This window comes from Nocardiopsis sp. TRM 82005 (assembly GCF_056312425.1).
The window spans coordinates 70,674-90,349 of record NZ_JBWDTQ010000009.1 but is presented as its reverse complement, the minus strand read 5'-3'; the positions used below and the strand labels follow the sequence as shown (position 1 = coordinate 90,349).

16 protein-coding genes and 2 pseudogenes are annotated in these 19,676 nt (G+C 70.0%); 8 read left to right on the top strand and 10 right to left on the bottom strand.

Annotation, left to right across the window (positions count from 1 at the left end):
• Window positions 1-243: 243 nt before the first annotated feature.
• The 5 genes from AC0T5L_RS06530 to AC0T5L_RS06510 all read right to left on the bottom strand — a co-directional run bounded on the left by AC0T5L_RS06530 (window position 244) and on the right by AC0T5L_RS06510 (window position 6,945).
• Window positions 244-1,149, bottom strand: a complete 906-nt coding sequence (locus AC0T5L_RS06530) for a sugar ABC transporter permease (protein WP_476164458.1) — start codon at window positions 1,147-1,149, stop codon at window positions 244-246.
• A complete protein-coding gene (locus AC0T5L_RS06525; RefSeq protein ID WP_476164457.1) occupies window positions 1,149-2,762 on the bottom strand; it encodes an ABC transporter permease subunit in 1,614 nt (537 codons plus the stop codon). The genes AC0T5L_RS06530 and AC0T5L_RS06525 overlap by 1 nt, the downstream gene beginning before the upstream one ends.
• A 2-nt stretch (window positions 2,763-2,764) precedes the next feature.
• Window positions 2,765-4,012: a sugar ABC transporter substrate-binding protein gene (locus AC0T5L_RS06520; protein WP_476164456.1), complete on the bottom strand. Its 1,248-nt coding sequence runs from the start codon at window positions 4,010-4,012 to the stop codon at window positions 2,765-2,767.
• Window positions 4,013-4,274: 262 nt separating this feature from the next.
• Window positions 4,275-5,150, bottom strand: coding sequence for an extracellular solute-binding protein (locus AC0T5L_RS06515; RefSeq protein WP_476164455.1), 876 nt, complete (start codon window positions 5,148-5,150; stop codon window positions 4,275-4,277).
• A 193-nt stretch (window positions 5,151-5,343) separates the two neighbouring features.
• The gene (locus AC0T5L_RS06510; protein ID WP_476164454.1) at window positions 5,344-6,945 is read right to left on the bottom strand and encodes a glycoside hydrolase family 13 protein; all 1,602 of its coding nucleotides are present in this window, start codon (window positions 6,943-6,945) and stop codon (window positions 5,344-5,346) included.
• A 97-nt stretch (window positions 6,946-7,042) separates the two neighbouring features.
• Here AC0T5L_RS06510 and AC0T5L_RS06505 point away from each other — a divergent pair, with 97 nt between their 5' ends.
• Together AC0T5L_RS06505 and hemW are read left to right on the top strand one after the other, a co-directional pair.
• A complete protein-coding gene (locus AC0T5L_RS06505; RefSeq protein WP_476164453.1) occupies window positions 7,043-8,146 on the top strand; it encodes a LacI family DNA-binding transcriptional regulator in 1,104 nt (367 codons plus the stop codon).
• Window positions 8,147-8,181: 35 nt separating this feature from the next.
• The gene (hemW, locus tag AC0T5L_RS06500) at window positions 8,182-9,414 is read left to right on the top strand and encodes a radical SAM family heme chaperone HemW (protein WP_476164452.1); all 1,233 of its coding nucleotides are present in this window, start codon (window positions 8,182-8,184) and stop codon (window positions 9,412-9,414) included.
• 69 nt (window positions 9,415-9,483) lie between these two features.
• Here hemW and AC0T5L_RS06495 read toward each other — a convergent pair whose 3' ends face one another.
• The 3 genes from AC0T5L_RS06495 to AC0T5L_RS06485 form a co-directional block, all read right to left on the bottom strand.
• The gene (locus AC0T5L_RS06495; protein WP_476164451.1) at window positions 9,484-10,041 is read right to left on the bottom strand and encodes a DUF4870 domain-containing protein; all 558 of its coding nucleotides are present in this window, start codon (window positions 10,039-10,041) and stop codon (window positions 9,484-9,486) included.
• A gap of 46 nt (window positions 10,042-10,087) precedes the next feature.
• Window positions 10,088-10,417 (bottom strand): DUF4870 domain-containing protein, encoded by a 330-nt coding sequence (locus AC0T5L_RS06490; RefSeq protein WP_476164471.1) that lies wholly within the window; start codon window positions 10,415-10,417, stop codon window positions 10,088-10,090.
• A 676-nt stretch (window positions 10,418-11,093) separates the two neighbouring features.
• Window positions 11,094-11,969 carry a DUF3097 domain-containing protein gene (locus AC0T5L_RS06485; RefSeq protein ID WP_476164450.1) on the bottom strand — a complete coding sequence of 292 codons (876 nt, stop codon included), beginning with the start codon at window positions 11,967-11,969 and terminating at the stop codon, window positions 11,094-11,096.
• 180 nt (window positions 11,970-12,149) lie between these two features.
• On the opposite strand from AC0T5L_RS06485, the gene hrcA reads away from it, so the two are divergent.
• Genes hrcA through AC0T5L_RS06470 form a run of 3 tightly spaced genes read left to right on the top strand, consistent with a single transcriptional unit; the run spans window position 12,150 to window position 15,047 of the window.
• On the top strand, window positions 12,150-13,163 hold the full coding sequence (gene hrcA, locus AC0T5L_RS06480) for a heat-inducible transcriptional repressor HrcA (RefSeq protein ID WP_476164470.1): 1,014 nt from the start codon (window positions 12,150-12,152) through the stop codon (window positions 13,161-13,163).
• A 4-nt stretch (window positions 13,164-13,167) separates the two neighbouring features.
• Window positions 13,168-14,313: a molecular chaperone DnaJ gene (gene dnaJ / locus AC0T5L_RS06475; protein WP_476164449.1), complete on the top strand. Its 1,146-nt coding sequence runs from the start codon at window positions 13,168-13,170 to the stop codon at window positions 14,311-14,313.
• Window positions 14,310-15,047, top strand: coding sequence for a 16S rRNA (uracil(1498)-N(3))-methyltransferase (locus AC0T5L_RS06470; protein WP_476164448.1), 738 nt, complete (start codon window positions 14,310-14,312; stop codon window positions 15,045-15,047). Before dnaJ ends, AC0T5L_RS06470 begins: the two co-directional genes overlap by 4 nt.
• Window positions 15,048-15,150: 103 nt before the next feature.
• On the opposite strand, the gene AC0T5L_RS06465 is transcribed toward AC0T5L_RS06470, so the two are convergent.
• Both AC0T5L_RS06465 and AC0T5L_RS06460 read right to left on the bottom strand, forming a co-directional pair.
• On the bottom strand, window positions 15,151-15,924 hold the full coding sequence (locus tag AC0T5L_RS06465) for a hypothetical protein (RefSeq protein ID WP_476164447.1): 774 nt from the start codon (window positions 15,922-15,924) through the stop codon (window positions 15,151-15,153).
• On the bottom strand, window positions 15,921-16,451 hold the full coding sequence (locus tag AC0T5L_RS06460) for a SigE family RNA polymerase sigma factor (protein ID WP_476164469.1): 531 nt from the start codon (window positions 16,449-16,451) through the stop codon (window positions 15,921-15,923). The genes AC0T5L_RS06465 and AC0T5L_RS06460 overlap by 4 nt, the downstream gene beginning before the upstream one ends.
• 320 nt (window positions 16,452-16,771) lie before the next feature.
• Between AC0T5L_RS06460 and AC0T5L_RS06455 the strand changes: the two genes are divergently transcribed.
• From AC0T5L_RS06455 to AC0T5L_RS06445, 3 genes and pseudogenes are all read left to right on the top strand, one after another.
• Window positions 16,772-17,122, top strand: coding sequence for a histidine triad nucleotide-binding protein (locus AC0T5L_RS06455; RefSeq protein ID WP_476164468.1), 351 nt, complete (start codon window positions 16,772-16,774; stop codon window positions 17,120-17,122).
• 241 nt (window positions 17,123-17,363) lie between these two features.
• Window positions 17,364-18,062, top strand: a pseudogene (locus AC0T5L_RS06450) (PhoH family protein); the annotation flags it as partial.
• A gap of 1,062 nt (window positions 18,063-19,124) precedes the next feature.
• Window positions 19,125-19,544, top strand: a pseudogene (locus AC0T5L_RS06445) (PhoH family protein); the annotation flags it as partial.
• Window positions 19,545-19,676: the final 132 nt, after the last annotated feature.

The window sequence follows — 19,676 nt, the reverse complement described above, 5'->3', positions numbered from 1 at the left end:
GGTCGGCCTTTGGCCGTAGCTCTTCACGAAGGGCTCGGTCCGCGAAGAACCGGGACCGGGACCTCAGGAAGCACAGCATCCTCGCCTGCGCCTGAGGTCCGCACCCACGCCGTCGCACTCCACCACCCTCGACGGTTGCGGATCATGTGATTCGAGGCGTTCACGGGCCCGGACCACGACGGGGGAGGGGCGCCCCGGCCGGGGCGCCCCTCCCCCGTTCGTATGACGGCCGTGGCCCGCCGCTCAGCCCTTGACCGCTCCGGCGGTCAGACCCTCGGTGATGTAGCGCTGGAGGAACCAGAACACGATGAGGGTGGGCAGGGACAGCATGATCGCGCCGACCGAGAACATCCCGAAGTTGGAGTTGCGTTGGGAGGCCACGATCTGGTAAAGGCCCAGCCCCAGGGTCTTGGCGTCGGTGTCGCGCAGGAACACGCTCGCCATCAGGAACTCGTTGATGGTCGCGATGAACACCAGCAGTGCCACGATCGCGAGCACCGGCGTGACCAGCGGCAGCATGATCCGGAAGAACACCTGTGCGTGCGAGGCCCCGTCCATCTGCGCGGACTCGTCCAGCTCCTTGGGCACGGTGTCGAAGAAGCCCTTCATCAACCACGTGTTGATGCTCAGCGCGCCGCCCAGGTACACCAGCAGCAGCCCCCACCGCGTGTCGAAGCCGATCACCGGGTAGTACTCGCCGAGGTTGGAGAACATCAGGTAGATCGCCACGATCGCCAGGAACTGCGGGAACATCTGGATGACCAGCAGCCCGGTCAGCCCCACCCGGCGTCCCCGGAAACGCATCCGGCTGAACGCGTACGCCGCCAGTGCTGACAGCAGCACCGTCACGGCGGCGTTGGCCACGGCGAAGAACAGCGAGTTCGCGTACCAGGTCACGAACGGCGTGTCGGCGAACAGGTCCCGGGCGTTGTCCAGGCTGGCCCCGGACGGCCACAGCTGGGCGCTGCTCAGGGTGCCCAGCGGGTTGAGCGCGGCCGAGACCACGAACATCACGGGGAAGAGCGCGAAGCCCGCGACCACCCACATGAGCCCGTGGCGCCAGCCCAGGCGGGTGGCCCACAGCCCGAACCGCGTCCCGGTGCTGCGCCGGTAGGGGGTCCGCGCCGTCCCGACGGTCTCCGCTGCCATCAGCCCACCTCCTTGAGTGCCTTGCTCCGCCACAGGCTGGTCACGGAGATCACCGAGACGATCAGGAAGATCATCACCGACAGAGCCGCCGCGTAGCCGTACTGCGCGGTGGCCTCGTTGAACGCCAGCCGGTAGGTGTAGGTGATGAGCAGGTCGGTGGCACCCGCCGTCGAGTTGTCGGAGAAGAGCGGCCCGCCCCTGGTCAGTAGCCACACCGCGTTGAAGTTGTTGAAGTTGAACGCGAACGTCGCCACCAGGATCGGTGTCATCGCCACCATGAGCAGCGGCAGGGTGACGTGCCGGAAGGACTGCCACGGGTTGGCGCCGTCGATCTGCGCCGCCTGCCCCAGCTCGCGGGGGATCGCCTGGAGTGCGCCGGTGGCGACCAGGAACATGTACGGGTATCCCAGCCACACGTTGGCGAGGATGACCGCGGCCCGAGCGCTCCAGGCGTTGCCGAACCAGTCGATCTGTAGGCCGAGCATCCGGTTGATCAGCCCGAAGTCGGTGTTGAACATGTCCCGCCACAGCAGGTACATGGCCAGTGAGCTCATCGCGTAGGGCAGGACCACCAGGATCCGGTAGAACACCTTGCCCCGCATCCTTGGTACGTGCAGGGTCAGCGCGATGGCGAGCCCGACCACGAACACGAGGCCGGTCACGGCCACCGCGAAGACGATGTTCCACGCCAGGATGCTGAAGAAGGACGCCGCGAACGTCGGGTTGAACAGGAAGCGCGCGAAGTTGTCGGCGCCCACGTTGACCTGCCAGCCCTGCGGGAGCCGCTGCCCCTCCTCGCTGTAGAAGGCGCCGCGCTCGTCGTCGGCGGTGTAGACCTCACCGGACTCGGTGTCGGTCACGCAGTCGCACGACTCGTCGTAGACACGCACCGCGTTGCCCTTGAAGGCGGTGGACAGGCCGCTGGAGCGGATACCCGCACCGCTCTCCGTCGGGACCGCGAACTCCTGGAGCTCGCCGCTGCGCTCGTTGACCTCGGCCGGGGTGAGGATCGTGTACCCGAAGGCGTCGGTGACCTTGCCCGTTTCCGGGTCGACCTCGGCACGGTCCAGGTCGCTCAGCCCCTCCTCGGTGCCCGCGTAGGTGTCGCCCTCGGAGTCGGTGAGCAGGAAGACCAGTTCACCCGTTTCCGGGTCGCCGGTGGTGGCGACCGTGAGGTCGTACTCCTCGGAGTCCGCCGCACGCGTCACGGACATGGACTCGATGGCGGAGACCGCCTGCTCCTTGCTTCCGCGGTGACCGTCGCTCATGTTGGTCACCGAGGTGCTCATCGTGTAGAGCACCGGGAAGATCTGGAAGGCCATCAGGAACAGCACACCCGGGACCAGGTACTTGGCCGGCACGGTGCGCTTGGACAGGTACACGTAGTAGACCAGGCCCACCACGGCGACGACCAGCCCGATGCCGAGCCAGTTGCCCGCGATGTAGAGCGGGAGCACGGCCCATACCCCCAGGGCCGTGAACAGGCCCAGCAGGCCGATCTTGACGATCTGCCCCGCCAGGGAGCCGTCGCGGGTGAAGCGGCCGCCGGGTAGGGGCGGACGGGCGGGCGCCCGCGAGGGGGCGCCCGCGCTGTCGGAACCGGAGACTGACACGACTACTCGCCGATCTGCTCGGAGATCGTCTCCGCGGCGGCCTCCAGGGCCTCACGGGGGTCCGCGCCGCCGATGATGTCGGCCTGCGCGACGCCCAGCGGCTGCCAGGTCTCACCCATCTCCGGGATGGACGGCATCGGCATGCCGTCGGCCCCGGCTTCGGCGACCGCGGCGATGTTGGGGTCGTCGGCCGAGACGGATTCGAGCGCCTCGCTCTGGACGGGCGTGCGCGGGTCGATCTCGTACAGGCTGAGGATGAAGTCGGTGTCGGTGACGTAGTTGGTCACGAACTCCTCGGCCAGGGCGGAGTTCTCGCTGCCCTCGGTCACGAAGAACGACTGGTAGCCGATGTAGGGGCTGGCGGGCTCGCCGTCCTCGAAGCCGGGGAAGGAGCTGATCCCGTAGTCGATGCCGGCCTCGTCGGCGTCGGCGATGTTCCACGGCCCCGCGACGAAGAAGGCGGTGTCCTCGTCGAAGAAGAGCGCGCTGTCGTTCTCGAGGCCGATGGAGCGGCGCAGTACGCCCTCGCCGTCCTCACCGTACTCGGCGACCTTCTCCATGGCCTCGACGGACTCATCGGAGTCCACGCCCAGGTCGGCGGGGTCCCAGGTGCCGTTCTCGTCCTGGCCGAAGAGGTAGCCGCCACCGGACGTGAACAGCAGGTTCATCCGGTAGGGGTCGCCCTCCTGGGTGACGGCCATGGACAGGACCTCGTCGACGTCGCCGTCGTCCTTCAGCCCGGTGCCGGTTTCGACCAGCTCCTCGAAGGTCTCCGGGGCGTCCGGGGCCAGTGCGGTGTTGCGCATCAGGAAGAGGTTCTCCTGCGAGTACGGGACACCGAAGAGCTGGTTGTCGAAGGTCATGGCCTCCAGTGAGGTCTCGTCCAGCAGCGCGGCCCGGTCCTGGGGCAGCTCGATGGGCTGGACGGCGCCGTTGCGCACCAGGTTGCCGGTCCAGTCGTGCGCTCCGATGAAGACGTCGGGCGCGTTTCCGGCCTGGTGGGCGTTGAGCACGTCGCCCTGCATGTCCTCGAAGGCGAGGGTGTCGACGTCGACGTCGATGCCGTTGGCCTCGGAGAACTCCTCGGCGGCGGCCTGGATGGCGTCGGCGCGCTCGGGGTCGGACCAGATGACGAGAGCACCCTCGTTCGAGGCTCCGTCACCCTCGTCGGCGCCACCGCCGCTGCACGCGGTCGCCGTCAGTGCGATCGCGGCGATGCCCGCGACCGCTGGTGCGCTGCGGAATCTCATGGTGTCTTCCTTCCGGGAGGCCGTACTGAGGAGGTCGCGCATGCGTTTCGTCGGTGGCCCCGGGCCGGGCATGCGTGGTGATGTGACGCTAGCAATAACTTGCAATCTTTGAAAGACTTTGCGGAGCTCCTGCGTAAAGATGTGGAAACGTAGTGGGAACGGGGGTGTGACCTTCGGCGGTGTGTAGCGGCACGGTGACATCCGGGTGATCATCCGTGTGATGAACAGGAGTTTAGTAACACCATTGAACACACCGTGACGGCTACTCGAACCCAGCCGTGATCCGCTGCTCGGCCTCGGCCAGCGCCGTCGCCGGGTCCGCACCGCCGATGACGTCCGCGCCGGCCTGCCCGAACGGACCCCACACCGCGTCCATCTCGGGGATCGCGGGCATCGGCGTACCGCCCTCTCCGGCGTGCTGGAAGGCCTCCAGGTCCGGGTCCTGCTCCGCCACCTCATCCAAGGCGGCCAGCAGTGCGGGAACCCGCGGATCGGCGTCGTAGAGGGTCACGGAGAACTCCGGGCCGGCCACGAAGTCGGCCGCGAAGTCTTCGGCCAGCCCAGGGATCGAGGCACCCGAGGAGACGAAGAAGGTCTGCACGCCGATCAGCGGGCGGGCCGGACCGCCGTCGGAGAAGGGCGGGACCGGGCTGATCGCGTACGGCACCCCCGCCTCCTTGGCCGCCGCCACGCTCCACGGCCCGGTGACGAGGAACGGTGCCGCACCCGAGGTGAACAGCGCTGTGGCGTTGGCCGCGTCCGTCTCCCGCGTCAGCACCCCCGATCCGGCCTCTCCCAGCTCGGCGAGCCGTTCGAACGCCTCCACGGACTCCGGCGCCGCCACCCTCAGGTCCGAGGGATCGGGATCGCCCGCCTCGTCCTCACCGAACAGGTAGCCGCCCGCCGAGGTGAACAGCGGATGGAGGTGGTAGGCGTCGCCCTCCTGGCCGACCTGTAGGCTCAGCGCCTGTTCGGACCGGCCCGCGTCCACCAGCGACGTTCCGGTCTCGACCAGCTCTTCGAAGGTCTCGGGAGCCTCTGGGACCAGGTCGGTGTTGCGTATCAGCGCCCCACACGCGGCGGACAGCAGGGGAAGAGGGCGGGAGCGGGGGAGAGGGGGCTGCGGAAGGGACCTCAAAGCACGGCCTCCAGGGGATGCGGCGAGGCCACGGCGTTCTCGGAGACGGGAAGGCGCCGCCGGACTGGCGGGGCGGGAGAACGGGCGGCATCGCCGGGCGGGTCGGGAGAGATCGGGAGAGCGGGGAGGAAGGCGTGGGGCGAGGCGGGTGGGGGCGGTACCGGGCACGCGTCCCGGTACCGCCGGAGCGGGGTCAGCCGCGCAACCACACCGTCGTCTCGGCGGGCAGCGCCAGGGTGCCTTCGACCGGCTCGTCGACCGGACCGCTGGCCACGAGCACCTCGCCCGAAGCCGCGAGCTCCACGGCCTCACCGGTGAGGTTGGCCGCCACCCGCACATCGGGTTCGCGCTCGAAGTGCAGCACGCCCGCGGGCGCGTCCAGCCAGGCCATCGACCCGTCGCCGAGTGCGTCCAGCTCCCGGCGCAGGCCCAGCGCCCTGGTGTACAGCTCCAGGGTCGATCCCTCCACGCCGCGCTGGGCGGCGCGCGACAGGGCGCTCCATCCCTCGGGCATCGGCAGCCATGGGAGGCTGCCCTCGGGGCCGAACCCGTACGGTGCGCTCCCGCCCTCCCACGGCAACGGGACCCGGCAGCCGTCACGCCCGCGCTCGGTGCGGCCCGAACGCTCCCACGTCGGGTCCTGCAACGCGTCCTCGGGCAGGTCGGTGACCTCGGGAAGGCCCAGCTCCTCGCCCTGGTACAGGTACACCGATCCGGGCAGCCCCAGCATCATCAGCGTCGCCGCGCGCGCCCGGCGCAGCCCCTGCTCACCACCGCCGAAGCGGGTCACGTGGCGGGTCACGTCGTGGTTGGACAGCACCCACGTGGTGGTCGCGCCCACCGCGCTGTTGGCGGCCAGGGACCCGTCGATGACCTCGCGCAACCGGCCGGCGTCCCACGGCGCGGTCAGGTACTCGAAGTTGAACGCCTGGTGCAGCTCGTCCGGACGCAGGTAGCGGGCCACCCGGTCGGCGTCCTCCACCCACGCCTCCGCCACCAGGGCGCGGTCGCCCGGGTACCCGGCCGCGATCCGCGCCCAGCGGCGGTAGATCTCGTGCACGCCGTCCTGGTCGAAGTAGGGCAGCGAGGTGCTGCCGTCGAGCAGGTCGGCCTTGGCGTCATCGGAGATGTCGGGCAGCTCGGGGTCCTTGACCATGCCGTGCGCGACGTCGATGCGGAAGCCGTCCACGCCCCGGTCCAGCCAGAAGCGCAGCACGTCGTCGAACTCGTCGTGCACCTCCTGGCTCATCCAGTCGAAGTCGGGCTGTTCGGGGTCGAACAGGTGCAGGTACCACTGTTCGGGGGTGCCTTCGGGCCGCTTGAGCCGGGTCCAGGCCGGGCCGCCGAAGATCGACTTCCAGTTGTTGGGCGGCTCCTCGCCGTCGGGCCCCCGGCCGTCCCGGAAGATGTACCGCGAGCGGACGTGGTCGCCGGGCTCGGCGGCCACGGCCTCGCGGAACCACCGGTGGGCGGAGGAGGAGTGGTTGGGCACGACATCGATGATCAGGCGGATGCCCAGCTCGTGGGCCGTGGCGAGGAGGGCGTCGAAGTCCTCCAGGGTGCCGAAACGAGGATCGACGTCGCGGTAGTCGGCCACGTCGTATCCACCGTCGGCCAGTGGAGAGACGTAGAACGGGGTCAGCCAGATCGCGTCCACGCCGAGCTCGGCCAGGTGGGGGAGACGCTCACGGATACCAGCGAGGTCGCCCTCCCCGTCACCGTTGGAGTCGGCGAAGCTGCGCACGTAGATCTGGTAGATGGCCGCGTCACGCCACCAGTGCGACTGAGGCTCCATCAGCGGGGGTCCTTCCCTATGGGCGACTGCAAGTTCTTGCGCAAGATTACCGCCAACTTTCTGCCTTGTGACGCCGATCTCGACTAGAGTTGCCTTTATGGGTCCACGACTTGCCGACATCGCGCGGCACGCAGGCGTCAGCGAGGCGACCGTCTCGCGAGTGCTCAACGACAAGCCGGGCGTTGGCGGCGACACCCGCAAAGCCGTCCTGACCGCGCTGGACGTGCTCGGCTACGAGCGTCCGGCCAGGCTGCGGCAGCGCTCGGCGGGGTTGGTCGGCATGGTCATCCCCGAACTGGAGAACCCGGTCTTTCCGATGTTCGCCCAGGCGGCCGAGGGGGCGCTCGCCCAGCGCGGGTACACGCCCGTGCTGTGCACCCAGACCCCCGGCGGGATAACCGAGGACGAGTACGTGGAGCTACTCCTGGAGCGCAACGTCTCCGGAATCCTCTTCGTCTCCGGGCGCCACGCCGACACCACCGCCTCCCACGAGCGCTACCAGGCCCTGGTCTCCCGCAGGCTCCCGATCGTGCTCGTCAACGGGTTCGCCGACGCCATCCCCGCCGCGTTCATATCCTGCGACGACCGGGAGTCCGGGCGCCTGGCCGTCAACCACCTGGTCGCCCTCGGCCACACACGCATCGGTTTCACCAGCGGCCCCGACCGCTACGTCCCGGTCCGCCGCAAGCTCGACGGCTACCACCAGGCCCTGGCCCAGCACGGCCTGGACGGCGACGACCTCGTGGAGCTTTCGCTGTTCGGCGTGGAGGGCGGCCACGCCGCCGCCACCACCCTCATGGAGCGTGGCGTCACCGCCATGGTCTGCGGATCGGACATGATGGCCCTGGGCGCCATCCGCGCCGCCCGCCAGCGCGGCCTGCGCGTTCCCCGCGACTTCTCCGTGGTGGGTTTCGACGACTCCCAGCTCATCGCCTTCACCGATCCCCCGCTGACCACCGTCCGCCAGCCCGTCAGCGCCATGGCCCTGGCCGCCGTGCGTACCCTGTGCGACGAGATCGCCGGACACCCCGTCTCCCACACCGAGTACGTCTTCGATCCCGAGCTGATCGTCCGTGGCTCCACCGCCATCGCCCCCTCCAGGAGGCACACCCCCGCCCCCTCCACCATCGCTCCCTCCCCCCACAGGGCCTCCGCGGCCGACACCGCCGTGGACGGCCGTGCCGACCGCCCCCGGGTCTGACCGGGGCACGCCGTTCCGTCGGCGACACTGGGGGTATGCCTTCCGTTGCCCTCGACGGCGATCCCGTACCGCGCACCGGGGAACTGCCCGGGCAGTCCCTCGCCGAGCTCGGCGACCGGCCCCTCGGGTTCTACGTCCACGTGCCCTTCTGCGTCACCCGCTGCGGCTACTGCGACTTCAACACCTATACGGCCGAGGAGCTGGTCTCCCGCGACGGCACCGCCACCGCCTCCCGAGACACCTACGCCGACCAGGCCATCGCCGAGGTGGAGCTGGCGGACCGGGTCCTGACCGGGAAGCGCCCGCCGGTGAGCACCGTGTTCGTCGGCGGGGGCACGCCCACCCTGTTGCCCGCTGAGGACCTGGGCCGGATCATCACCGCCGTCCGCGACCGCTTCGGGCTCACCCCCGACGCGGAGCTGACCACCGAGGCCAACCCCGAGACCGTCACCCCCGCCTACCTCGCGCGGTTGCGCGAGGCCGGGTTCACCCGCGTCTCCTTCGGTATGCAGAGCGCCCGCACCCACGTGCTCAAGGTTCTGGAGCGCGGCCACACGCCCGGACGCCCCGAGCAGTGCGTGGAGTGGGCCCGCCGGGCCGGGTTCGAGCACGTCAACCTGGACCTGATCTACGGCACGCCCGGTGAGGGCGACGACGACTGGCGGGCCTCCCTGGACGCCGCGGTCTCCGCTGGACCCGACCACGTCTCCGCCTACTCGCTCATCGTCGAGGAGGGCACACGCCTGGCGGCCCGGGTCCGCAGGGGCGAGCTCACCGAGCCCGACGACGACGCGATGGCCGACCGTTACCTCATGGCCGACGAGGTCCTCTCCTCGGCCGGTTTCACCGCTTATGAGGTGTCCAACTGGGCGCGCACCACCGAGGGGCGCAGTAGGCACAACCTGCTCTACTGGACCGGCGGACACTGGTGGGGCGTGGGTCCGGGCGCGCACAGCCACGTCGGCGGCACCCGCTGGTGGAACGTCAAGCACCCGGCCGCCCACGCCGCCCGCCTGGCCGCCGGGGACAGCCCCGGCCTGGCCCGCGAGGTGCTCACCGAGGAGGAACGCCGCTTCGAGCGCATCCTGCTGGAGCTGCGCGTGGAGCGGGGCTGCCCGCTGGACCTGCTGGAGCCGCACGGCCGGGAGGCCGCCGCACGGGCCGTCGACGAGGGCCTGCTGGACGCTGGCGCCCACGGGGCGGGTCGTGCGGTCCTCACCCGGCGCGGGCGCCTGCTCGCCGACGCCGTGGTGCGCGACCTGACCTGAGGGGGGTCCGTGCCCGGACACGGCGAAGGGGCCCGCACTGTGCGGGCCCCTCGGATGCCGTACGCGGTGTTACTGGATCCAGCTGACGTTGAACGGGTAGCGGTACCACTCGCCCCGGTTGGCGGCCAGACCGCCCAGGATGCCGAAGACGATGGACACGACCCAGACGATGAACCAGGTCAGGGCTCCGATGATGATGATCATCAGGAGGCTGGAGACCAGGTAGCCGATCAGGAGCAGGAGCTGGAAGTTCAGCGCCTGTGCCGCCTGGTCGCGGATGAACGGCGACTCGTCCTTCTTGACCAGGTAGATGATCAGCGGGACGATCCAGCCGAGGATGCCGCCGCCCAGGTGGGCGAACAGGCCCATCTGCCGCTCGTCGGGGTTGGGCTGGCCGGTCGTGGCCGAGGAGGGGCCGTATCCGAACTGCGGTCCGTATCCGCCCTGCGGGCCGTACCCTCCCTGCGGTCCGTAGCCGCCCTGCTGGTAGCCGGCCGCCTCATAGCCACCGGTCTGCTCGTTGTACCCGGGCTGGCCGGGGGGAGGCGGGTATCCGCCGTGTCCCTCCTGGCCCGGCTGCTGCCCCTGGCCGTAGGGGTCCTCGGGCGGGTTGCTGGGATAGGACATCGTTGGTTCCTTTGTGCGGATGCGCTCGGTCTGAGTGCGGGCGGGATCACTTCAGCAGACGGATACTCACCGGGTACCGGTACCACGTCCCCTTGTTCGCGCCGTTGGCGCCCATGACGCCGAACACGATGGCGACGATCCAGATCAGGGCGACCAGGAGAGAGCCGATCCAGGACAGGTCTTGGAAGAAGATACCCAGACCGATGAAGATAACCCAGGCGAAAAGGTACGGAATCAGCAGGGTGAGCTGGAAGTTCGCCGCCTCCGCCGCGTGGTGGCGCACGAACGGCGACTGGTCGCGCTTGGCGAAGTAGACCGCCAGCGGCGGGATCCAGCCCAGGCAGGCGATCACGAATCCGGACAGGTGGGCGAGCATGGCCACCAGCGTGCCGTCGTCACCGCCGGGCTGCTGCCGGGGCGGGCCCTGTGCCCCCGGCTGCCCGTACCCCGCCGGGGCTCCCGGGTACGGAGGCTGTTGTCCGTACCCCGGCTGTTGGGGCTGCCCGTACTGGGGCTGTTGCCCGTACCCCGGCTGCTGGGGCGGGGCGAAGCCGGGCTGCTGCTGGCCGTAGCCGGGCTGCTGGGGTTGCCCGTGCGGGGGCTGTTGCCCGTACTGGGGCTGTCCGTAGTCCTGGGGCGGTGCGTAACCGGGCTGGCCGCCGTACTGCTGTCCCTGATCGGGCCGCGACGCGTACGGTGACTGCGCTCCGGACTGTTGCCCGTAGCCGGGCTGTTGGGGCTGCCCGTACTGGGGCTGCTGTCCGTACTCCGGCTGCTGGGGCTGGTCGGGGGCGCCGGGCGGGGCGAAGCCGGGCTGCTGCTGGCCGTAGCCGGGCTGCTGCCCCTGTTCCTGCTGCCCGTTGTCCGGCTGCTGCCCCTGGTGGGGGTCCTCCGGGTACGGGGGATTCGTCGGGGTCTCGCTCATGCTCTTCCTTGGCTCCGCTGATGGGGTGGCGGTTCTCGTACTACCGGGCTGTACCGACGACCGCGCAGGGCCGGAGGCGGGGGACCCGCGGTGTCAGCGGCGCCGACACCTCGATCGGGGCAGAATCCTAGGTCCTGCCGCCGTTTCCTTCGTGTGGCGCTTCCTGGGGTTCGTCCTGGTGCGGCCCGGTGACGAAGTCGATCAGCTCCTCCACCCGGCCGAGCAGGGATGGCTCCAGATCAGCATAGGTACGGACCGAGCCCAGGATCCGGCGCCACGCCTCACCCGTCTCCATCCGCCACCCCAGGGCCCGCACGACCCCCTCCTTCCAAGGGAGGCCGCGCGGCACCTCGGGCCAGCCAGCGATACCCACGGCCCGCGGACGCACCGCCTGCCACACGTCGACGTGGGGATGGCCGACCACCAGCACGTGCTCGCCGCACACCCGCTCGGCGATCCGGGTCTCCTTGGATCCCGGGACCAGGTGATCCACCAGGACTCCCAGGCGCCTGCCGGGTCCGGGGGAGAAGTCCGCCACGATCGAGGGCAGGTCGTCGATTCCCTCCAGGAACTCCACGGCCACCCCCTCGACGCGCAGGTCGTGGCCCCAGACCTTCTCCACCAGTTCGGCGTCGTGGACGCCCTCCACGTAGATCCGGCTCTCCCGGGCCGTGCGCGCCCGCGCGTCGGGCACGGCCACCGACCCGGAGGCGCTGCGCAGCGGCCCCCGCGGGGTCGCTGCGGGGCGCACGAGCGTGACCGGTTCGCCGTCGACCAGGAACGCGGCCGGAGCGAGGTCGAACACTCGTCGTCGGCCGTGCCGGTCCTCCAGGGTCACGGTCGCCTTGTCCCAGGCCACCACGGCTCCGCAGAACGTCTCGTCGGCGTCCTCCACGACCAGGTCGCGGGCCAGGGACACCTCGCGCACGACTCTCTTCCTCGGTCTGCGCCAGTCCCCTGCGAGCACGTCACGGCCGTAACGGCTGGTTCCCTTGGTTGCCACGGTCGTGCAGTCTACTGGTGCGGGGCCCGGCCGCTTCGGCGCTGTTGGCGCGCGCCGCCGATCCGCCGGGGAGAAAGGAAGGGGCCGTTCCCCGGCGTTACTACCCACGGGTAGCCAGTCGGGTTTGCGGCTGGGCATAGAATTAGCACTAAGGACCATGGAGTGCCAGGAGGTGGCGAGTTGCTGGACGAGCGCAAGCTCGCGGTCCTGCGTGCCGTCGTTGAGGACTTCGTCAACACCAACGAGCCCGTGGGATCCAAGGCCCTAGCCGACCGGCGCAGGCTCGGTGTCTCCCCGGCGACGATCCGCAACGACATGGTCGCCCTGGAGGAAGACGGTTACATCACCCAGCCGCACACCAGTGCGGGGCGGGTACCCACGGACAAGGGGTACCGGCTCTTCGTCGACCGGCTCTCCTCGGTCAAACCGCTCTCAACCGCGGAGCGGCGCGCCATCGAGTCCTTTCTCACAGGTGCCGTGGACCTGGACGAGATCGTCGCCCGCACGGTGCGGCTCCTCGCCCAGCTCACCCGTCAGGTCGCGATCGTCCAGTACCCCTCGCTGACCCGCTCGTCGGTCCAGCACGTGGAGCTGATCCCCCTCGGGGGACAGCGGGTCATGATGGTCGTGATCACCAACACGGGCCGTGTCGAACAGCGTGTCATCGACGGTCTGGGCATGATCAAGGAAACCACCGTCAACGACCTGCGCGGCATGCTCAACCGGGCTATCGCCGGGCTTCACCTCGGCGACGTGCCCGACGCGGTGGAGGACCTGCCTTCCCAGGTCCCGCCCGAACACCGCCATATGGCGGTTTCGGTCCTCTCCGTCCTACTGGAGAGCCTTGTCGAACGGCATGAGGAGAAGCTCGTCCTCGCCGGGACGGCCAACCTCGCCGCCGTCGACTTCACCGCCAGCCTGCGGGGCGTCCTGGAGGCACTGGAAGAGAACATGGTTCTCATCCGTTTGTTGGGAGAGGCGAAGGACCCGTCGATGCTCACGGTGCGCATCGGCGCGGAGAACTTCCACGAGGGCCTACGGTCCACCTCCGTCGTCTCGGCCGACTACGGTGTGGGAAACCAGTCGCTCGCCAAGATCGGCGTGGTGGGACCCACCCGGATGGACTACCCGGGAACGATGGGAGCAGTACGCGCCGTGGCTCGGTACATCGGACAGATTTTGGCAGGACAGTAACTCAGTGGCCAGAGACTATTACCAGGTTCTCGGGGTGCGTCGGGACGCGTCCAAGGACGAGATCAAGAAGGCCTATCGGAGGCTCGCCCGCGAGCTGCACCCGGATATCAACCCGGACCCCGCTACACAGGAGCGCTTCAAGGAGGTGACCCAGGCCTACGAGGTCCTCTCCGACGAGAGCAAGCGTCGGATGTTCGACATGGGACAGGACCCGTACGCCCCCGGTGGCGGCGGCGGTGCCGGCGGAGGCTTCGGCGGCGCGGGCGGATTCGCCTTCGACGACATCATGAACGCCTTCTTCGGCGGCGGCCAGCCCGGCGGGCGCGGCCCCCGGGAGAGGGTCCGCCGCGGACGCAGCATCAAGATCCGCGTCGAGCTGGACCTGGCGGAGACCGCGTTCGGGGTCAGCAAGGAGATCACCTTCCCCACCGCGATCCTGTGCGATACCTGCCAGGGCGAGGGGACGGCGGCCGGGTCGCACCGCAACACGTGTGACATGTGCCACGGACAGGGGGAGGTCTCCCAGGTCACCAGGTCCTTCCTGGGGCAGGTCATGACCTCCCGTCCCTGCCCGCAGTGCTCAGGCCAGGGGTCGATCATCACCAACCCCTGTGGCGACTGCGCGGGCGAGGGCCGTGTACGCGAGAAGGTCACCCGGACCGTCAAGATCCCCGCGGGCGTCGACGACGGCACCCGCATCCAGCTCGCCGGTGAGGGCGAGGTCGGTCCCAACGGAGGCCCGCGCGGCGACATCATCCTGGAGATCGTCCAGCGCCCGCACTCCACCTTCGAGCGTCGCGGCGACGACCTGCACTGCACGGTGACCGTTCCCATGACGGCTGCCGCGCTGGGCGCGTCGTTCTCCTTCGACACCCTCGACGGGACCGAGAACATCGACCTGCGCCCGGGCACCAACTCCGGGCACGTCATCACCCTCCCCAGCAAGGGGATCAACCACCTCGACGGCGGTGGCCGGGGCGACCTGCGCATCCGCGTCGACGTGGAGACCCCGGGCAAGCTGGACGAGGAGCAGGAGGCGCTGCTGCGCAAGTTCGCCGAACTGCGTGGTGAGGACCAGAACCCGGGTCGCTTCAGCCCCGGGCACGGTGGCTTCTTCTCCAAGATTCGTGACGCCTTCGGCACCAAGTGACGCCGCCGGTCTTCCTGGTCGCGACCGCGGACCTCGCGGCCGACCAGGTGGCGGTGGGCGGCGCTGAGGGCCACCACGCCGCCGTGGTGCGGCGTATACGGGAGGGCGAGGCCGTCGACCTGTCCGACGGCCGGGGCCTGGTCGCCCGCTGCACGGTGACCGCCGTGGCCAAGGACCACATCGTCTGCGCGGTGGTGGAGCGCCGGGAGGAACCGGCGCCCCGCCCCCGCCTGACCGTGGTCCAGGCGCTGCCCAAGGGCGACCGGGGCGAGCTGGCCGTGGAGATGATGACCGAGGCCGGGGCCGATGCGGTCGTGCCCTGGGCGGCGGAGCGCTGCGTCACCCGCTGGAAGGGTGCCCGAGCGGACAAGTCGCTGGCCAAGTGGCGTGCCACCGCACGCGAGGCGGCCAAGCAGGCCCGGCGCGGACGGCTGCCCGAGGTCGCCGACCTCGCGGACCTCTCCACGGTGGCCGGCCTGCTGGCCGCCGCCGAGTTGGGGGTCGTGCTGCACGAGGGCGGGGACAGCCGCCTGTCCGAGCTGGAACCGCCCAGCGGCGACGGCCCGGGAGTCGTCCTCGTGGTCGGCCCCGAGGGCGGTTTCTCCGACGCCGAACTCGAAGCGTTCGCCGGAGCGGGCGCGGTCCGGGCACTGCTGGGACCGAGCGTGCTACGCACGTCCACGGCCGGGGTCGCCGCGCTCTCGGTGCTCCAGGCGCGCACCGGACGCTGGTAGGGGCTGCTTCCCGAGTCCTACGACACGGGCCCCGTGGACGTCAGAGGCGGCCCCCGGACCCTCAACGGGGTCCGGGGGTCGCCTCTGACGCGTGTGAGGGGGCTCAGCCCCCGGTTTCCGACTTACCGCTGGTGTCGCTGTCGGTGGTGTCGGAGCTGTCGTCGTCGCTGCCGGTGTCCTCGCCGCTCTCGCCGTCGCCGGCACCGGTGTCATCACCATCGCGGTCCCCGCCGGTGCCACCGTCGCTCTCGCCGTCGTCTGCGCCGGTGTCATCGTCGCCGCTGCCGCCACCGGTACCCGTACCGGTGCTGGGATCCTCGGCCGGCTCGCAGCCCTCGTCGGCGGACGCGGCGGTCTCCTTCCCGTCCTCAGCGCTGGTCGCCGCGGGGGAGGGCCCCTCCTCGGGAGGCGGGCACGCGGAGGCGGTCTCGAGGTCCTCCTCGGAGGGGGATACCTCCTCCTCGACCTCGGGACTGGGCGAGGTCGCCGTTTCCTCCGGGGGCACCTGCTCCGGTTGGGTGGTGCCGTCGACGGAGTCCGTGGAGGGGTCGGGAGCGGCCACGTCGTCGTCGCTCTGCTCCTGCCCGGCGGGTGCGCCCTCGCGGTCCGCTCCCGCGGGGACGATCTCCAGGACGTGGTCGCGTACCTGGGGACTGGACATGATCACGGACGTGGCGATCAGGGCGGCTCCCGCCACTGCCAGCGCGGGACGTAGCCAGGGCAGGCCGAACCAGGCCGAACCGCGGTGGCGCTCGGTGCGCTCCCGGATCAGGTTCAACGCCTCGGGCGAGGTCTTGACCGTGTCGGCCTCGGTTTTGAGCAGTTGACGGAGCTGCTCTTCGAACGGGTCGTTCGTCGGATCTGTCGGGCTGGTCATGTCGTCTGCTCCAGAACAGAGCGGAGCGCGGTGATACCGCGGGACGTGTGGCTTTTGACCGCGCCCCGGCTGATCCTCATGGCATCCGCTATCTGTGCCTCGGACAGGTCGCCGTAGTACCGGAGCACGATGGCCTCTCGCTGACGGGTGGGTAGTTTGCGCAGAGCGCGGATGACGGCTTCGCGCTCCAACAGGTTCAGTGCGCCGTGTTCGGCGCTGGGTGCGTCAGGCAGGGCCTTGGGAGCGTGCTTCTCCACGACCGCCCTGTGGCGGAGTACGGACCTGGCCTTGTTCACCACGGCCTGACGAAGGTAGGACAGGGCCTTGTTCGGATCGCGCAGGCGGCGCCATGCGCTGTGCATGGCGACGAACGAGTCCTGAACGACCTCCTCCGCGGTCGCGTGGTCGCGGACGAGTAGAGAGGCAAGCCGAACAAGCGGGCGGTAATGCTCTCTGTAGAGCTCCGTCACGGCGTGGTCGGCGTCCCACTCCATCGAGAGCGGAGCCGTGGTGGCCCCGGCCACCATGGTTTCTGTCGTCACGTCAGTTTGACGCACACCCTTGTCGCGGGGTTTACGAAAGGGCATACCTCTTCTTTTCCAGGTAGACGTGCGTTTCAATCCGAACACGCGGGAACTCGGTCGGGGCTGGACGGAGCCGACGACCTGACGCGCATGGGTGGAAAGCCTATCGCGACTGGAACGCGAGCCAATGCAGAACCGGCTTCCAAAAGATCACGAAAAGGCCGTCTTCGGTGCTCCGTCCACGGGTCGCCTGCGGCATCATGGTCCCGGACAGCCCCGAAGCGGTGGCCACCGCGGCGGCCGCACAGACGGAAAGGTTATCGATGGCCCAGGACGACTGCCTCTTCTGCAAGATCGTGAAGGGGGAGGTGCCCGCCGAGATCGTCCGCGAGAGCGAGCGCACGGTGGCCTTTCGCGATATCAACCCCCAAGCGCCCACGCACGTGCTGATCATTCCGCGCGAGCACTATCCCACCGCCGCTGACGCCGCCGCCGCGGACACCGGCCTGATCGACGAGATCGTCCGCGAGGCGCACGAGGTGGCCGCCGCCGAGGACGTCGCCGACTTCGGGTACCGACTGGTGTTCAACACCGGCAGCGGTGCCGGTCAGACGGTCTCCCACCTCCATGTGCACCTGCTCGGCGGCCGTGGCCTGAACTGGCCTCCCGGGTAGTTACCGTGCCTGCGGCGCGGCCCCTCCCCGCCCGGGATAATTGATCGAGGCGGGTACGGATGCCTTGGTAGACTCGGGGTTGTGGGCTTCGAGGGTCTGGTGTGACCGCTGGAAACACCGGGGAGGAGCCCGACCAGGCGCCGTCGTCCGCGGTGCCAGGGACCGTCCACGAGGCGCGCCGCCCGCAGGCGCGGGAAGGCGCCCGATCGAAGGGTAGGGACAGCGGCCGCCAGGCCACACCATGTCCGAGACAACGCACACGCACCAGCCGCGGGACACACAGGTCAAGGTCGTGGTGCCCGACGAGCACACGATGATCAGCCTGCTGGGCTCGGGAGACGAACTCCTCAGGGCGCTGGAGCGGGCCTTCGACAGTGACATCCACGTGCGCGGCAACGAGTTCACCATCAGTGGCACCCCCGAGGAGACCACCGCCGTGGTCCGCCTCGTCGAGGAACTGATCGAACTCGCCAAGAGCGGCACCCACATCACCCCCGACACCATCGAGCGCATGGTCCACATGATGCACTCGTCCGGTTCGGAGCGGCCCGCGGACGTGCTGACCACCAACATCCTGTCCAACCGGGGCAGGACCATCCGGCCCAAGACGCTGAACCAGAAGCGCTACGTCGACACCATCGACCGGCGCACCGTGGTGTTCGGCATCGGTCCCGCGGGCACCGGCAAGACCTATCTGGCCATGGCCAAGGCGGTCAAGGCGCTCCAGGACAAGGAGATCAACCGGATCATCCTGACCCGTCCGGCGGTGGAGGCGGGAGAGCGGCTGGGCTTCCTGCCCGGCAGCCTCTACGACAAGATCGACCCCTACCTGCGTCCGCTGTACGACGCCCTGCACGACATGCTCGACCCCGACTCCATCCCCAAGCTGATGGCGGCCGGGACGATCGAGGTCGCGCCCCTGGCCTACATGCGCGGGCGGGCGCAGCCGGTGCGCACCGACGTCCTGACCCCGGAGGGGTACAGGCCGATCGGCGACCTGGCCGTCGGTGACCTCGTCGTCGGGTCCGACGGCGAGCCGACTCCGGTCCTGGGGGTCTACCCGCAAGGACGCAAGGCGGTCTACCGGGTCACCGCGCAGGACGGGGCCTCCACCCTGTGCTCGGAGGACCACCTCTGGTCCGTGCGCACCCAGGACGGCACCGGGCGGGACGGTCCCCACCAGGTGCTCACGGCGAAGGAGATCCGCGAGAGCGGCCGCCACCACGAGTACGAGCTTCCGTTGCTCAGCCAGCCCGTGGAGTTCCCGGAGCGGGACCTTCCGATGGACCCCTACGCCCTGGGTCTGCTCTTGGGCGACGGCTGCCTCACGGGTTCGACGACGCCGAGCCTCCTCACAGAGGAGCCCGAACTCGCCGAAGCGTTCGAGGCCCTCGTCCCCGGGGCCCGGGCGGACCGGGGGAAGGCGCCGGACCACGCCGTCGACCACCAGGGGCGGCCGGGGAGCGTCACCGCCGTCGCCGACCCGGTGACCGCGATCGTGCGGGACCTGGGCCTGGACGGAACCACTCCGGAAACGAAGTTCGTCCCGGACCCCTACCTGTACAGCTCGGCGGATGCGCGCCTCGCCGTGTTGCAGGGCCTGCTGGACTCGGACGGCGGACCGGCGCCCCAGGACGGCCGTACCGGTCGTATCCGGTACGGCACGGCTTCGGCGGGGCTGAGCCGCGCGGTGAGCTTCCTGGTGCGGTCCCTCGGCGGCGTCGCGTACGCCAGTGCGCGCGGGGCGGAGGGGCAGCCAGGCCGGGCCGAGGGCGGGGAGCCCCGCCGCCAGGGCGAGCACATCCTCAGCCTCCGTCTGCCCGAGGGCATCGCGCCGTTCCGGCTCAAGCGGAAGGCGGACGGGTACCGGGCCACCGGTGAGAGCCGTCCGACGCGCTTCTTCGACTCCATCGAGCCCGCCGGAACCGAGGAGTGCGTCTGCATCCAGGTGGCGGCACAGGACTCCCTCTACGTCACAGAGGACTTCCTGCTCACGCACAACACCCTCAACGACTCCTTCATCATCCTGGACGAGGCTCAGAACACCTCGCCCGAGCAGATGAAGATGTTCCTCACGCGGCTGGGCTTCGGCTCGAAGATCGTGGTCACCGGTGACGTCACCCAGGTCGACCTTCCCGGCGGGCAGACCAGCGGGCTGCGCACCATCGAGAACATCCTGCGTGACATCGACGACATCGCCTTCTGCCGCCTGAGCAGCGACGACGTCGTCCGGCACAAGCTGGTCGGAAAGATCGTGGACGCCTACGGCCGCTACGACGAGGCCCAGGGCGACTCCCGGGGGGACCGCCGGGGCCCCGCCAACGGCGGCCGTTCCCGGGGCGGGGCCGCGCGGCGCGGCCCCGCCGACGCCCCGGCGGAGCCGGACGCCGGCGGCGCCGAGGCCGAGGAGCAGGCAGACTGAGCTAGAGCATTCGAACTGGTGGGCCCCGTCATGTGCGGACCCACCGGTTCGGTTGCCACGGGCGTGCCGTTCGGGTGCGCCGTACCACCGGCCGGGCGTGTCGCCCGGCCGCCGCGACCCCAAGTAAGGCAG